The sequence below is a fragment of the uncultured Thiothrix sp. genome (genome assembly GCF_937876535.1).
Lineage (GTDB): Bacteria > Pseudomonadota > Gammaproteobacteria > Thiotrichales > Thiotrichaceae > Thiolinea.
On the sequence record NZ_CALFHZ010000018.1, the window covers coordinates 214,165 to 228,067 of the forward strand.

A 13,903-nucleotide genomic window follows, 5' to 3' on the forward strand; every position below is an offset into this window, starting at 1 on the left:
AAAAGCGAGCTGAGATAATCCGCCGCATGGCATTATTACATCTACGCAATATTCACCTCGAAAACGGGGATAATCGTCTGTTCGATGGCATTGAACTGCAAATCGAAGCAGGTGAACGCTTATGTCTAGTGGGACGTAACGGTACAGGCAAATCAACGCTCATGAAGCTCTTGTGCCGTGAGGTACTGGCAGATGACGGCGAAATTATCCACTCGCCTGATTTAAAAATTGCTCGTTTGCAGCAAGATGTACCACATGGCAACAGTGCTAAAGTCTTTGATATTGTGGCTGCTGGCTTCGGGGACTTGCATGCTGAAGAAGAGTGGCAAACTCAATGGCAAATCGAAGCAGTGCTAAGTCGCTTAAATTTGGATGGTGATCAAGCCTTTGATGATCTATCTGGTGGCTGGAAACGCCGGGCTTTATTAGCTCGCGCTTTAGTGGCTAACCCTGATCTGTTACTGCTGGATGAGCCGACTAACCATTTAGATATTCCCGCTATTGAATGGTTGGAAAACTTCCTTCTGAGTTATAAAGCAACGCTGCTTTTTGTCAGCCATGATCGGGCGTTTGTGCGTAAATTGGCGACGCGGATTATTGAGTTAGATCGTGGGCGTTTAAGCAGTTGGACAGGTAATTTCGATAAATATGTCGAAAATAAACAAGCGGCTTTAGATGCTGAAGCTCAACAGGCGGCACTATTTGATAAGCGCTTAGCGGAAGAAGAGGTGTGGATTCGCCAAGGGATTAAAGCCCGCCGAACACGGAATGAGGGACGGGTGCGGCGCTTAGAGGCAATGCGTGAAGAATATCGGCAGCGGCGTAATTTACAAGGTAAAGTTCAAGCCCAAATCGGCCAAGCGGAAGCTTCCGGTAAAGTAGTTTTAGAAGCTAAGCAAATCAGTTATGGGTTTGAGCAACAGCCTTTAATTAAGAACTTTAGTACTACCATTTTACGTGGCGATAAGATCGGTATTATTGGTTCAAATGGTGTTGGTAAAACGACCTTAATTAAATTGTTGTTAGGCGAACTGACTCCTCAAACTGGCGAGATTAAGCAAGGAACCAATTTACAGATCGTCTATTTTGATCAGCATCGCTCTCAATTCGAGGATGAAAAGAACCTGCGTGAGAATATTGCTCCTGGTTCTGATTTTGTGGAGATCAATGGCCAACGCAAACATGTGATTAGTTATCTACAGGATTTTCTCTTCACACCTTTGCAGATTCAAAAGCCAGTTAAAGTCTTATCGGGGGGTGAGCGCAATCGCTTATTATTAGCCCGTTTGTTTGCTCAGCCTTCCAATTTATTGGTGCTTGACGAACCTACTAATGATCTAGATGCAGAAACTTTAGAGCTTCTCGAAGAGTTATTGATTGATTATGCAGGTACTTTAATTCTGATCTCGCATGATCGGAGCTTCCTGAATGCGGTAGTAACGCGCAGTATCGTGTTTGAAAATGACTCAATCTGTGAGTACGCAGGTGGTTATGACGACTGGCTCATACAACGTCCTGAGCCGCTTGCTGAAAAGCCTACCGAAAAAGCAGTGCCCAAACCGAATACAGCTGCTAAAGAAGAAGCTAAACCAGCTGTGAAGGCTAAGAAGCTTAGCTATAAAGAACAGCGTGAGCTTGAGCAATTACCGCAATTAATTGAGCAACTTGAGACCCAGATGGCTGAATTACAAGCAGTGATGGGTACTGCGGAGTTCTATCAGCAGGATACGGCTAAAATTACCGCAAAACAGCAAGAATTAGAGCAATTAGAAGCTCAACTTGAAACAGCCTTTGCGCGTTGGGCAGCTTTGGAAAACACTTAATAAAGCCACCGCCTGTCGCTTTTTTGCTTTTATATCAATAATTAATTGTGCCTGAAAGAGGCTTTTGCTAATTTAGCTCTAGCCCTCAACTCATAAATAAAAATAATCATTAGGCATGAATCAGCTCAAGCCCCTTATCTGCTTTTTAGCTAGTCTTAGTTGGCTAGTTGCCCCTAGCGTGCAAGCAGCTCAATCGGTACAGCCAGTGGTGACTACAGTATTTGCTGATTCGCAGGCTACTGTGCCAGTGAATCTGAGTTATACAGTCACTAGTCCTGATACTGAAAATACAGTTGGTTTAGCGCTGCGGGTACATTACAACTCCACCGCTTTAGATTTTGTCAATCAAACGCCGTATGCGAGCCAGTTACAACCCATTGGCACACTAAGTGATGATACGCAAAATTTGGATGGTGATCTAAGTACTGATAAGTATTGGGTGTTAGCTTGGGTGGATATTAATGCCACTTGGCCAGGGACAGGTAAAACACCCTTAAATTTACTTAGTAGTAACTTTAAAACCAAAGCCGGTTTTGCTGGTTCAACCGCTGTGCGTTTGACTGCAGCAAGTACCGCAAATAATACGAATTTTCAAACAAGTCCTTTAGTAATTTGTGCTAAGCCAACCGTCTCTATCAGTGCCTCAGATGCGCTTGCCAATGAAAAAAATACCAATACCGCTAGTTTTCAAGTGAGTCTCGCAGCGGCTCTACCACTGGAGTGTGGCAACTTAAAAGTTAATTATCAGGTAACTGGTACCGCTACAGCCGGTAGTGATTATACGGCTTTAACCGGTAGTGTGACGATTCCAGCAGGTAGCCAGCAAGCGACTATTCTAGCGACGCCACTTGCGGATAGCTCAACGGAAGCCGATGAGTCGATTATCCTAACTTTACAGACTAATAATAACTATCAGTTAGCTAGTAGTACTCAAGCGAGTGCTATTCTGCAAGATGCAAGTGTTAGCTCTTTACCAACCGTCACATTAACCAGCGCCAAAACGCAAGTGCTCGAAGGCACTGATACGAGTCTGAATCTTACGCTAACGCGTCAAACCAATGATCTTAGCCAAGCACTAACTGTTTATTTACAAACCAGTGGTTCAGCTACTGTTGGCAGCGATTACCAAGCCTTACCTAGTTCAGTCACTATTCTTGCTGGCCAAACACAGGCGAATTTGGTTCTAAATCTATTGAACGATACTCAGCAAGAGCAACAGGAAAGTCTAAAAATTAACTTAACAACCAATTCTGCTTATCAGTTAGCTGATCTGAGCCGTTTAGATTTAACGCTCCTAGATGATGAAACTTTGAGTAATACGGATTTAGCTTTAAATTCAAACAACGCTCAGTCTATTCCCAGCTTAAGCCAATCAATGTTGATCGTATTAAGTACACTCTTAGCGCTATTAGCCTTTACCCAAGCGCGGTTGCGCCAGCGTTTAAAGCTAGGAGCCAAGGCATGAGCAAACCCCTTTTGCAAAGATTGGCCTTAGGTTTAAGCGTAGTATTTAGCCTTCTGCAGCCAAGCGCAGCGGATGAGCTAGTAGAACCAGAAATTTATCAACCAGCGCCTTATGCTTTGTCTGCTAAGCAAGCTCAACTCAAGCTAACCAGCTTAAACCCTGCTCAGCGTGGTTTAACTCGCTTACTCTTCCCTGCGCAGTCGATGCATTTGGGTAAACCTAGTGCAGCCGAGCTAAGTGCACTCACTCAGCAAGATACGCAACATAGAGCTTTAAAAATTGGCATTGAACGCCCCGTACCAGCTTTACCTGCGGTACAAGATTGGGTGTGGCAGCCGGTTTTAGGTGGGCAGGCTGCGCAATTTATGCTTAGCTCGGAAGGAGCTGCTAGTTTGCGTGCTTTGATTCAGTTGGAACAAGCCTTACCGACTGGGGTAGAGCTACGCATCTTTGCTCCCGAACAAGATGATGAGGTTTATGGCGCTTATCAATCCAGTGATTTTAAAGTATTAGAGGGTGCTAAACAGCTTCAACTATGGACACCTACTATTAGCGGTAGCCAATTAGGTGTAGAGGTGTTTGTACCTGAAGGGGTTGATTTAACCCAGATTCAGCTCAGTATCCCGCAAATTTCGCATATTGATTATGACTTTAAAACCGCCCAATTTAAGTTAGCGAATGAGGCTATTTTAAAGTTTTCCAGTTGCGATGTGAGTATGGCCTGTGCACCGACGGCTTGGCAGCCCACTGCCCAAGCCGTAGCACGCTATATTTTTACGAATAGTACAGGTAGCAGTTTTTTGTGTACCGGTACACTCCTGGCTGATAAAGATACAGGTACACAAATTCCCTATTTTATTACCGCAGCCCATTGTATTAATGAGGCTACTTCGGCAGCTAGCATGGACTTTTACTGGTTCCATCAAGAAACTAGTTGTGGCTCTGGTACTTCATCTTGGGTACGTACCACAGGTGGTGCTGATTTATTAGCCTCAAGAACTGAATTAGATAGTACCTTAGTGCGTTTACGCACTTCCCCACCAGTAGGGGCGATGTTATCCGGTTGGGCTTTAAGCAGTTTGGCAGCCAATGCTCCTGTAGTGGGTATTCATCATGGTTCAGGTTATCCCAAGCAGTTTAGCCAAGGCAATTTTGTAAGCTATGCGAATGTGAGTACCACTACGAGTGGCTTTATGGTGACTAAAGATCCAGCCGGTAGTTTCACTCAGGTAGCTTGGACTCAGGGGATTACGGCACAGGGTAGTAGCGGTTCTGGTTTATGGACAACTATCAATGGAACACCCTATTTAAAAGGCACTTTAGTGGGCGGTTCATCCAGTTGTACTACGCCCAATTCGCCCGATGAATATACTCGTTTGGAGCGTTTTCATCCTTATGTGACAACTTGGCTTGAGGCTACGGGGGGCACAGTAACGAGTTTAGTCAATCCTAATCAACCTTTAACGGCTTTAGTGGATGGCGTGATTATGGCACGCTATTTAGCGGGGAAGCGTGGTGCGGAGTTAACTGCCAATGTCACAACGGCTAGCGTTGATTATACTCAGCTTGAAACTAAACTCGATTTACTGAAACCAACCTTAGATTTGGATGGTGATGGTTTGTTGGAAGCAAACAAAGATGGCGTTTTAATGGTTCGCTATCTGGCAGGATTAACCGATGCCGCGCTAATTGGGCAATTTGATTTTACTAATTCGAAAAGAAAAACCGCTACAGAAATTAAACAATATATTGAAACGATTTTATTTTGAGCGAAATTAATTAATGAAAATACGGCTCGGATTCAAGTTAATGTTTCCGAGCCAGAATGCGCTACAGGTTTAGTGCACCGTAGCTAGTTTCCTCACTAGCGGTTGAGGAATGAAAAACTGATAAAGTGAAGTGTCAGATCTAGACTTGAGTGTAGTCAAAAAATTGTAGAAGTCAAATCTATCTTACCCATAAAGCATTGATTTCAAATATTTTAGTTTATTAGTGAATTCTAAAATATCGAAGCTTTAGTAATTCCACTATACTAACCGATTCCTTTCTCGCAGTAGCACTCATGGCCGAATTTGAATACATTGATAAATCAGAACAATTAAATAGGTTTTTAGAAAAAGCTCAGTATTCTGAGTGGATTGCCTTAGACACTGAATTTATTCGAGAAAAAACTTATTATCCGCGTCTTTGCTTAATTCAATTGGCTACTGCTGATGATTTAGTTTGTATTGATCCTTTAAATATTGAGGATTTATCGGTTTTTTTCATGTGGTTACAAAATCCCAAAATGCTAAAAGTCTTTCATGCGGCTTGGCAAGATTTGGAGATTTTGTATCATCTCAGCGGTCAAGTTCCCGCCCCTATTTTTGACACACAGATAGCGGCAGCTGTGCTCGGTTTGGGGGATCAATTAGGCTATGCCCGTTTAGTGGAGGAGTTATTAGGCATACAGTTGGATAAATCGCAATCGCGGACTGATTGGGCACGACGCCCCTTGACTCATCAGCAGCTCGATTATGCGATTGATGATGTACGTTATCTACGTCAGATTTATCCCTTGCTTAAACAGCGCTTACAAGAAACTGGACGCTTAAACTGGCTGAATAAGCCGTTTGAGCGCTTAGCTGAAGCAAGCGAATATACACCTGATCCTTGGCTGAGCTGGGAACGGGTCAAGGGTGTGCAGCTCTTAAAGCCTAAACAATTAGCTGTGCTACGTGAGCTTTCAGCTTGGCGCGAAGAGTTAGCTATTCAAAAAGATTTACCCCGCCGTTGGTTATTAACTGATGAAGTGCTAGTGGATATGGCACGGATGAAAAATCGCGATTTGCATGATTTTGCGGATATTCGTGGTTTAAGTACTGAGCAAATCGCTCGTTATGGACAAGTTTGGCTAGATTTAATTCGGCGTGCGCAAGCTTTGCCTGCAGAAGAATGGCCGGATTTACCTCGTCGGCGTAAATTGGATGCTGAGTTATCCTTAGTGGCGGATTTATTGATGGTGATCGTTAATCAGCAGGCCTTAGCTCATAATATTTCCGCAGCAATGCTTGCGAGTCGGGCGCAAATTGAAAAAATGCTCACCGAAGGTCGCACACAGCTCTCAGATGATTGGCGAGGCAGTTTAGTGAATGATTTATTCGCCCGTATTTTAAGTGGTAAAGCTTGTGTGCGAGTACAAGATCAATCCTTAACGATCGACACCTAATCTTCTGCAGAGCTGTGTTAAACTGCGCTTTTAGCAGTTTGAACTTATAGGCGATGGTATGACCGAGCGTATTGCTACCGTAGAGCGAAATACTTTAGAAACTCGTATTTCTGTGACCGTCAATTTAGATGGCACAGGCAAATCTAGTTTTAATACAGGGATTCCCTTTCTGGAGCACATGCTGGATCAAGTAGCACGGCACGGCATGATTGATCTCACCATTACTTGCCAAGGTGATCGCCATATTGATGACCATCATAGTGTGGAAGATATTGGGATTACCTTAGGTCAAGCGCTCAATAAGGCAGTAGGTGATAAGAAAGGCTTGCGTCGTTATGGTCATGCTTATGTACCCTTGGATGAAGCTTTATCTCGGGTAGTGATTGATTTCTCTGGTCGACCCGGCATTGAGCACCATGCAGATTATCGTCGCTCCCACATTGGTCAATTTGATACCGACCTCTTCTTTGAGTTTTTCCAAGGTTTTGTCAATCATGCTTTAGTCACGCTGCATATTGATAATTTGCGCGGACATAATGCGCATCACATTGCTGAAACGATTTTTAAAGCTTTTGGCCGTGCCTTGAGAATGGCGCTAGAGCTAGATCCGCGGATGGCTGGGATTATGCCTTCGACTAAAGGCAGTTTGTAATGAAAGTAATGAAAGTTGCGATTATTGATTACAATATGGGCAATCTGCATTCCGTTGGGCGTGCAGTGAAGCATGTAGCTCCCGGCGGTACTCAGGTCGAAATTACCGCAGACCCTGATTTTATTCGCCATGCAGATCGGATCGTTTTTCCAGGACAAGGTGCAGCACGTGATTGTATGCGTGAGCTTGAAACCCGTGGTTTAAGTGAAATTGTGCGTGAAGTTGCTAAGACCAAACCCTTTCTAGGTATTTGCATGGGTATGCAAGTGCTGATGGAATTCTCAGAGGAGAATGCGGGTGTGGAGTGTATGGGCGTTTATGCAGGTAAAGTGAACTACTTTAAGCACTTAAATATTGCGCATTTAAAAACGCCACAAATGGGTTGGAATCAAATTCAGCAGAAAACGGCGCATCCACTCTGGACTGGGATTAAAGATGCTGCACGCTTTTATTTCGTGCATAGCTATTATGTGGAACCAACCGATCAAAGCTTAGTGAGCGGTGAAACCTTCTATGGTTTGAATTACGCTTCAGCCATTGCGAAGGATAATGTATTTGCGATTCAGGCTCATCCTGAAAAATCGGCAGAGGATGGCTTACGGCTGCTTGCAAATTTCATGCAGTGGCAGCCGTAATAGAGTGGGTTTAGACCAGCTTATCGTCGAAATCCCACATGACTGTTTCTTTTTGTTTAGCTGCTTTCTTAAGCAGCTCAAGCACCGGATAAGCACGACGGTTAACAGACACCGTTTCTTCTTCATCCTCATGCTGCTTCGGTGCAAGATGCTGATTTTCTTGTTTAGCCGCTTCGGTCAAACCTGTTTGAAACGTCTGCAAGGTTTTTTCTATCTCAGTACCTAAAATGGCTCCTGGAATCGTGTCGCTATGCCCCATGAGCTTGATCATATGGCGTGCATCCTTTTCAAACATGGAGAAGGTACCGACTTTGCTATCAAAACGAACTAACATGGTTTAACTCCTTATCAAGATATGCGTGGGCTATTTCTGACAGATCAGGCCTTTCAAATAATAGCCCTCAGGAAAAGCTAAACGGGTGGGATGATCGCTCGCTTGATCCAATTTACGAATGATTTGTGCATCACAACCCGCATCAACCGCAGCATCCGCTACAATTTTTTGGAACAAATTGCTATCCATTAAACCAGAACATGAGAACGTAAATAGTAGCCCATTCGGCTTCAATAACCTAAAGCCTAGTAAATTTATGTCCTTATAGCCACGCGCTGCTTTCTCAATTTGGCTTTTATTTTCGGCAAATTTGGGTGGGTCTAGAATGATTAAATCAAACTGTCGACCTTCATCTCGGTATTGGCGCAATAGCTGAAATACATCGCCTTGAATATTGTCCATTTGCTCAGGATTAAAGCCATTGAGTTGAGCGGCTTGTGCCGCTAAATCCAAAGCAGGTTGGGAAGCATCAATATTAATCGCTTTGATTGCTCCCCCTTTGAGAGCCGCAATTGAAAAGCCTCCAGTGTAGGAGAAGCAGTTAAGAACCGTTCTACCTTGCGCATAGTGCTCTACAGCGGTGCGATTGTCTCGTTGATCTAAATAGAAACCAGTCTTATGCCCATTGAGCACATCAACGCGATAGTGACGACCTTCCTCAAGAATATCGATAAAAGCTGGTGGCATTTCTCCAAGCAATAAACCTGTGGTTGTGCTTAAGCCTTCTTTCTTGCGGATCTCTACATCGGAGCGTTCATACACCCCTTTGCAGGCAAGCTGCTCCATTAATAGCTCGGCAATCACATGCTTCCAATGCTCAGCCCCAGCGGTAAGTGCTTGCATAATCAGCCAATCACCAAACTTATCAACAACAACACCTGGTAAACTATCTGATTCAGCATTGAGTACACGATAAGCAGTGTTACGTGCGCTAATTCCTAGACTTTGGCGTTGCTGTAAAGCGGCTTGAATTTTTTCAGCGAAAAAAGCACGATCAATCGTTGCTCGCCCCACCGCCCATAAGCGTACTTGAATTTGTGATTGTGGCGACCAAGCGCCCATGCCGAGTAGATCGCCATGTTCAGAGCGTACTTCTACCGTTTCCCCTAAAGCGGGTTCACCTTTGACACTAGCAATCGCACCAGAAAAGACCCAAGGATGGCGGGCACGAATATTTTTATCCCGACCACGCTGTAACACAACTTGTGGATAAGAGGGGCGAGAAGTAGCAGATTTGATAGTCAAAACGAGGTCTCCGATGCACAGCTTGCTTGTTATACCTGCACGCTTTCCCTTTGGTCAAATAAGATCGTATCAGCTTTTTGTAAGTCGCTAACTTGCTCTCGTTTGAACTGAGGCGTAGAGTGCTTTTTTGTAAATAGCAAGTTAAATCATGTCTGAGTTTCTCGCCTCTTTGGCCTTTTCCCTGAATGTCACTGGCCCCATTTTTCTGATTTTAATGCTGGGCGTGTATTTAAAACGCATTGGCCTTTTAACTGATGCTTTTGTCGAAGCAGGTTCACGCTTAGTTTTTAATGTAACTTTACCAGCCCTATTATTTATTAGTGTAAGTAAAACGCATATTAGTGAAAGTGCTAATTTTGGGTTGATTGGTTTAGGTGCCTTACTAAGTATTATTACTTTCCTTATCTTAGAAATATTTGCTTATTTTACGGTAAAGCCAGCTGAGGATCGCGGTGTGGTTGTACAGGGTGCTTTCCGTTCCAATATGGGGATTATTGGTCTAGCCTATTGTGCGAATGCTTATGGGGAAGCTGGAGTAGCGGCTGCGTCTTTGTATTTGGGCTTGATCACGATTCTTTTTAATATTCTTTCAGTGATTACCCTGAGCCGCTCTCTGCACAAAAAGGGGCAAGGGATTATGCCGATTCTGAAGGGTATTGCGAAAAATCCACTAATCATTGGTATTTTGCTCGCCTTACCCGTTTCCTATATGGAGTGGAAACTACCAGAGATGGTTCTGAAATCGGGCGAATATTTTGCCCAAATGACTTTACCCCTCGCCCTACTGTGTACCGGTGCTTCCTTGAGTTTTAAATCCATGCGCCAAGATATGCACAATACGGTAAGTGCCAGTTTAGGTAAGTTAATTTTTATTCCCCTCGTGTTTACTGCCTGTGGGATTTGGGCAGGATTTAGTGGCATTGAATTAGGTGTTTTAGTCTTAATGTCGTTTGCACCAACCGCCGCAGCTAGTTATGTGATGGTTAGAGCGATGGGGGGGAATAGTGCGCTGGCTGCAAATATTATTGCTTTAACCACAGTCGGTTCGGTGTTAAGCACGAGCATTGGTATTGCAATCGTGAAGGGGTTGGGTTTGATGTAAATCAGGTTTAGACGGTATCGTCGACCTGCAAGGTAAAATCTCGTTACAATAAGCGACTTTCTGTTTAAGTGAACACGAGCATTCCACTATGACCCAACCGAATATTGAAGCGGTTAAGCGCTATTTACTGGCTTTGCAAGATGATATTTGTGCGCAACTAAGCGCTGAAGATGGTCAAGCCCCATTCGTTGAAGATGCGTGGGAGCGTCCAGGTGGCGGCGGTGGGCGTACTCGAGTATTAGCGGGTGGTGCTGTCTTTGAACAAGGGGGAGTGAATTTCTCTCATGTCTTTGGTTCAACACTGCCACCTTCTGCTACAGCGGCTCGACCAGAGTTAGCCGGGCGTAGTTTCCAAGCAATGGGCGTGTCCTTAGTGATTCACCCGAATAATCCTTTTGTGCCAACTTCGCATGCGAATGTGCGCTTTTTTATTGCAGAGCATCCTACAGAGGCGCCTGTGTGGTGGTTTGGTGGTGGTTTTGATTTAACTCCATATTATGGGTTTGAAGAGGATTGCATTGCTTGGCATCAAACCGCTAAAAATGCTTGTGATCCGTTCGGTTCTGAGGTTTATGCTAACTATAAGCGCTGGTGTGATGATTACTTTTTCTTAAAACATCGCAATGAACCACGTGGTATTGGTGGCCTCTTCTTTGATGATTTGAATGAATGGGGTTTTGAAAAGACTTTTAACTTTATGCAAAGTGTGGGTAATCACTATATTCAAGCGTATCGCCCCATTGTGCAAAAGCGTAAAAACTTAGCTTTCAATGCAGTTCAACGGGATTTCCAATTATACCGACGTGGGCGCTATGTAGAGTTTAATCTGGTCTATGACCGTGGCACCTTATTCGGTCTACAGTCAGGTGGTCGCACCGAATCGATTCTGATGTCGCTGCCGCCTTTGGTGAAATGGCGCTACGATTGGCATCCCACACCAAATTCCGCCGAGGCTCGTTTATACACTGATTTCTTAAAGCCTCGGGATTGGTTGAATTTAGACGGCAGCTAAAGTGACTTGCAGGACTCACCAAGATTTTTCGCCGGGTTGGGGTTTATGATTCGATAGTTTCATAAACTTCCAAAACAGATAAGCAAGAAAGCCTAAAATGAAAATAATGGTAAGGCTCGACATAAACAGAATGCCAGTTAAACTGCTGAAAAAGCTCGACATAACTTGTCTCCTAGTGGACTTATGACAAGTTTAATTTTGAGCTTAGCCTAAAAATCCACTTTGATTTCAATCAAAGGCCAGATGCCCAGTTGCAGGTTTATTGGCTTATATCAAGTTTTGGTGAATTAAATTTTAATGCGCAGCACGCAAGGCGGCTAAGGCACGATCTACATTGACTAAGCCGTAGCCATAATCATTATCGCGACCCTGAAGACCTAAATCGATAGCAGTTTGTTCTAGCAGTCGAGGTGTAACACCCTGCTTATTCACTGAGAGTAGCAGCGCAATGAGGCCAGTTACATGTGCAGTTGCCATTGAAGTACCTGTGGCTAAATCAAAGGTGCCTGCGGGGGACGTGGTAAAAATATTAACCCCAGGTGCTGCGACATCAATATAGGACCCACGGTTAGCCCGTCCAAAGATACTTTCTTGTTCGTCGACAGCGGTGACTGCTAACACATTATCAAAAGCAGCCGGATAAGCCGGCTCAGCATTAGGGCCGCCATTACCTGCTGAAGCCACCACAATAATATTGTTTTCGACCGCTTTCTGGATCATTTTGCTTACTAAGGGATCCGTTTTACCCGCAAAACTAAGGTTCAGTACATCAACCTTTTCTTGAATACAAAGATCAATCGCTTTGGCTACTAAACCTGCGGTACTGCTACGGGCATTGGGATTTTGCTGATCAGAACTAAAGGCGCTAACCGCATATAAAGAGGCTTCCGGCGCAATCCCAATCCGTGGATTTTGCCCAATCAAGACACCCGCAATCGCTGTACCATGCTTTTGATTATTGCTATCTCCAGCAGGGATCAACTCAACACGTCTAACCTTGGAGTTGTCTAAGGAACGATGCAAAATATCGATTGGCGTATCCACCATGCCAATTTTGACTCCAGCGCCCTTAGTAAATTGATGAGCTTGAGCAATACCTGTTAAATCGAGCGGATAACCGATTGAGCCTACTGCATTAGTGTTAGCACTTGCTGCTGTAAAGAATAAATGACTTAAATTCGCTTCAACTTTATCTTCCTGTTTATTAATGGTATCTACTAGGGACTTGGGATCTTGGCCATTAGTAGCTACCGTGAGCATTTTGGTACGGACAGCTAATAGCTCATCGGTACGTTTTTGTGTCAAGCGATAACGCTGCAGTACCTCTTCAGCAAACCGAGCTGACTGCCCAGCATCATATAAGAGGAGTAATTCGTTCTGTCGATAGTCACGGTTATTATCAGGTAGGTTACCTACACACCAAGCACTAGAGATTTGGCAAGCTGGCGAGTCATAGCTAATCTTTTTATCCGCTGGCGCTGCAACTACTAAACTTGCAGTACTTAAACCTATCAGAATAAAGCCAAAACGCTGAGCTTTCCGTTTTAAAGCCTCAGCTACTTGGAAGGCAAGTCTAGTCACTGTGGCGTTTTATCCTCAAATTGTGGGCCTAAAAATAATACAGGTGAACTTTGCTGAGCAGTCTGCTGCATAATGCTATCGGCTAAGGCAACTTTATCGATATTGGGAGCTACCGGCATTTCAATCGTAAAAATGCTTTGAGCATTTGGCCCTGCAACAATATGTGCCTGCCATTTATTTAAGAACTCACAAACTTCTTGGTGCTTAGCATTGTCGGCAAATTGCACTAAGAAGCGGCTCAGTGCAGTTTTACCATCAGCAGTAAAGTTCACCGTATGCGGAGTTTCCACACTGGCAACTGTAAACTGGGAGTCAGCCTTGGTATTAAACTGGTTATAAGCCAAGACAGCAACTTGGGCAATCACTAAGCTTGCGAACACTGCATTCGCTGGAGTGAACCACTCAAGATTAAATAAGGGTTGGCGCCATAAAAAATCGAACCAGTTTTTCTTAATTTGAGTTTTTGGCTGATTCATAACTGAAGTGTTATGACTATTCGAAGCAGGCCTAGTCGCTTGGCTTGGAAGAGGTTCAGGCTCAACTACTAATTGAGTCGCTTCAGTAGGCTCCTCCAGCTTTTCGTCAGCACGGTCAATGCGTACTAACAGTTTATTTAAACGTTGCTCAGTGGTATCAAGTGCGGACAACTCTAATAGGCTTGTATTGGTGCGCACGATCCGCATCATTTTTTCTTCTTGTGCAAGCTCATGTTGCAGCTCTGGATATTGCTCCAAAGCTTGATTAACTAATCCCTGTTCTGCTTTGCTAAGCTTATCGGTGAGATACCACGGAAGTAAGCGGCGCGCTTCTTCTAAGAGTTTATTGGACTCAAGATTACTCATAAAG

Annotated in this window: 13 protein-coding genes; 8 read left to right on the top strand and 5 right to left on the bottom strand. The window is 44.1% G+C overall.

The features are described 5' to 3' along the window. Positions 1-26 precede the first annotated feature (26 nt). The 6 genes from Q0230_RS10035 (at position 27) to hisH (ending at position 7,783) form a co-directional block, all read left to right on the top strand. The gene (locus tag Q0230_RS10035) at positions 27-1,823 is read left to right on the top strand and encodes an ATP-binding cassette domain-containing protein (protein WP_298609852.1); all 1,797 of its coding nucleotides are present in this window, start codon (positions 27-29) and stop codon (positions 1,821-1,823) included. A 115-nt stretch (positions 1,824-1,938) separates the two neighbouring features. Further along, entirely contained in the window at positions 1,939-3,288 is a 1,350-nt protein-coding gene (locus tag Q0230_RS10040) for a Calx-beta domain-containing protein (RefSeq protein WP_298609854.1), read from the top strand. After that, positions 3,285-5,057, top strand: a complete 1,773-nt coding sequence (locus Q0230_RS10045) for a trypsin-like serine protease (protein ID WP_298609855.1) — start codon at positions 3,285-3,287, stop codon at positions 5,055-5,057. Before Q0230_RS10040 ends, Q0230_RS10045 begins: the two co-directional genes overlap by 4 nt. Positions 5,058-5,350: 293 nt before the next feature. Next, positions 5,351-6,496: a ribonuclease D gene (gene rnd / locus Q0230_RS10050; RefSeq protein ID WP_298609856.1), complete on the top strand. Its 1,146-nt coding sequence runs from the start codon at positions 5,351-5,353 to the stop codon at positions 6,494-6,496. A gap of 58 nt (positions 6,497-6,554) precedes the next feature. Further along, positions 6,555-7,148, top strand: a complete 594-nt coding sequence (gene hisB / locus Q0230_RS10055; protein ID WP_298609857.1) for an imidazoleglycerol-phosphate dehydratase HisB — start codon at positions 6,555-6,557, stop codon at positions 7,146-7,148. Next, a complete protein-coding gene (hisH, locus tag Q0230_RS10060) occupies positions 7,148-7,783 on the top strand; it encodes an imidazole glycerol phosphate synthase subunit HisH (RefSeq protein ID WP_298609858.1) in 636 nt (211 codons plus the stop codon). Before hisB ends, hisH begins: the two co-directional genes overlap by 1 nt. Positions 7,784-7,793: 10 nt before the next feature. Here the strand turns inward: hisH and Q0230_RS10065 are convergent, their stop codons facing one another. Both Q0230_RS10065 and Q0230_RS10070 read right to left on the bottom strand, forming a co-directional pair. After that, a complete protein-coding gene (locus tag Q0230_RS10065; protein ID WP_298609859.1) occupies positions 7,794-8,117 on the bottom strand; it encodes a DUF1840 family protein in 324 nt (107 codons plus the stop codon). A 30-nt stretch (positions 8,118-8,147) separates the two neighbouring features. After that, entirely contained in the window at positions 8,148-9,362 is a 1,215-nt protein-coding gene (locus Q0230_RS10070; RefSeq protein WP_367274132.1) for a class I SAM-dependent rRNA methyltransferase, read from the bottom strand. 148 nt (positions 9,363-9,510) lie between these two features. On the opposite strand from Q0230_RS10070, the gene Q0230_RS10075 reads away from it, so the two are divergent. Together Q0230_RS10075 and hemF are read left to right on the top strand one after the other, a co-directional pair. Next, complete coding sequence (locus Q0230_RS10075) at positions 9,511-10,464, top strand: AEC family transporter (protein ID WP_298609860.1); 954 nt, start codon at positions 9,511-9,513, stop codon at positions 10,462-10,464. A gap of 88 nt (positions 10,465-10,552) precedes the next feature. Then, positions 10,553-11,476, top strand: coding sequence for an oxygen-dependent coproporphyrinogen oxidase (gene hemF, locus Q0230_RS10080; RefSeq protein ID WP_298609861.1), 924 nt, complete (start codon positions 10,553-10,555; stop codon positions 11,474-11,476). Positions 11,477-11,491: 15 nt separating this feature from the next. On the opposite strand, the gene Q0230_RS10085 is transcribed toward hemF, so the two are convergent. The 3 genes from Q0230_RS10085 to Q0230_RS10095 form a co-directional block, all read right to left on the bottom strand. Next, complete coding sequence (locus tag Q0230_RS10085) at positions 11,492-11,638, bottom strand: hypothetical protein (RefSeq protein ID WP_298609862.1); 147 nt, start codon at positions 11,636-11,638, stop codon at positions 11,492-11,494. A gap of 132 nt (positions 11,639-11,770) precedes the next feature. After that, positions 11,771-13,057: a S8 family serine peptidase gene (locus tag Q0230_RS10090; protein WP_298609863.1), complete on the bottom strand. Its 1,287-nt coding sequence runs from the start codon at positions 13,055-13,057 to the stop codon at positions 11,771-11,773. Beyond that, complete coding sequence (locus Q0230_RS10095) at positions 13,054-13,899, bottom strand: hypothetical protein (RefSeq protein WP_298609864.1); 846 nt, start codon at positions 13,897-13,899, stop codon at positions 13,054-13,056. Before Q0230_RS10095 ends, Q0230_RS10090 begins: the two co-directional genes overlap by 4 nt. Positions 13,900-13,903: the final 4 nt, after the last annotated feature.

Coding starts and splice junctions, on each gene's coding strand:
- Q0230_RS10075 (WP_298609860.1), top strand. CDS start 9,511: ATGTCTGAGTTTCTCGCCTCTTTGGCCTTTTCCCTGAATGTCACTGGC.
- Q0230_RS10045 (WP_298609855.1), top strand. CDS start 3,285: ATGAGCAAACCCCTTTTGCAAAGATTGGCCTTAGGTTTAAGCGTAGTA.
- hisB (WP_298609857.1), top strand. CDS start 6,555: ATGACCGAGCGTATTGCTACCGTAGAGCGAAATACTTTAGAAACTCGT.
- Q0230_RS10040 (WP_298609854.1), top strand. CDS start 1,939: ATGAATCAGCTCAAGCCCCTTATCTGCTTTTTAGCTAGTCTTAGTTGG.
- hisH (WP_298609858.1), top strand. CDS start 7,148: ATGAAAGTAATGAAAGTTGCGATTATTGATTACAATATGGGCAATCTG.
- Q0230_RS10035 (WP_298609852.1), top strand. CDS start 27: ATGGCATTATTACATCTACGCAATATTCACCTCGAAAACGGGGATAAT.
- Q0230_RS10085 (WP_298609862.1), bottom strand. CDS start 11,638: ATGTCGAGCTTTTTCAGCAGTTTAACTGGCATTCTGTTTATGTCGAGC.
- hemF (WP_298609861.1), top strand. CDS start 10,553: ATGACCCAACCGAATATTGAAGCGGTTAAGCGCTATTTACTGGCTTTG.
- Q0230_RS10065 (WP_298609859.1), bottom strand. CDS start 8,117: ATGTTAGTTCGTTTTGATAGCAAAGTCGGTACCTTCTCCATGTTTGAA.
- Q0230_RS10095 (WP_298609864.1), bottom strand. CDS start 13,899: ATGAGTAATCTTGAGTCCAATAAACTCTTAGAAGAAGCGCGCCGCTTA.
- rnd (WP_298609856.1), top strand. CDS start 5,351: ATGGCCGAATTTGAATACATTGATAAATCAGAACAATTAAATAGGTTT.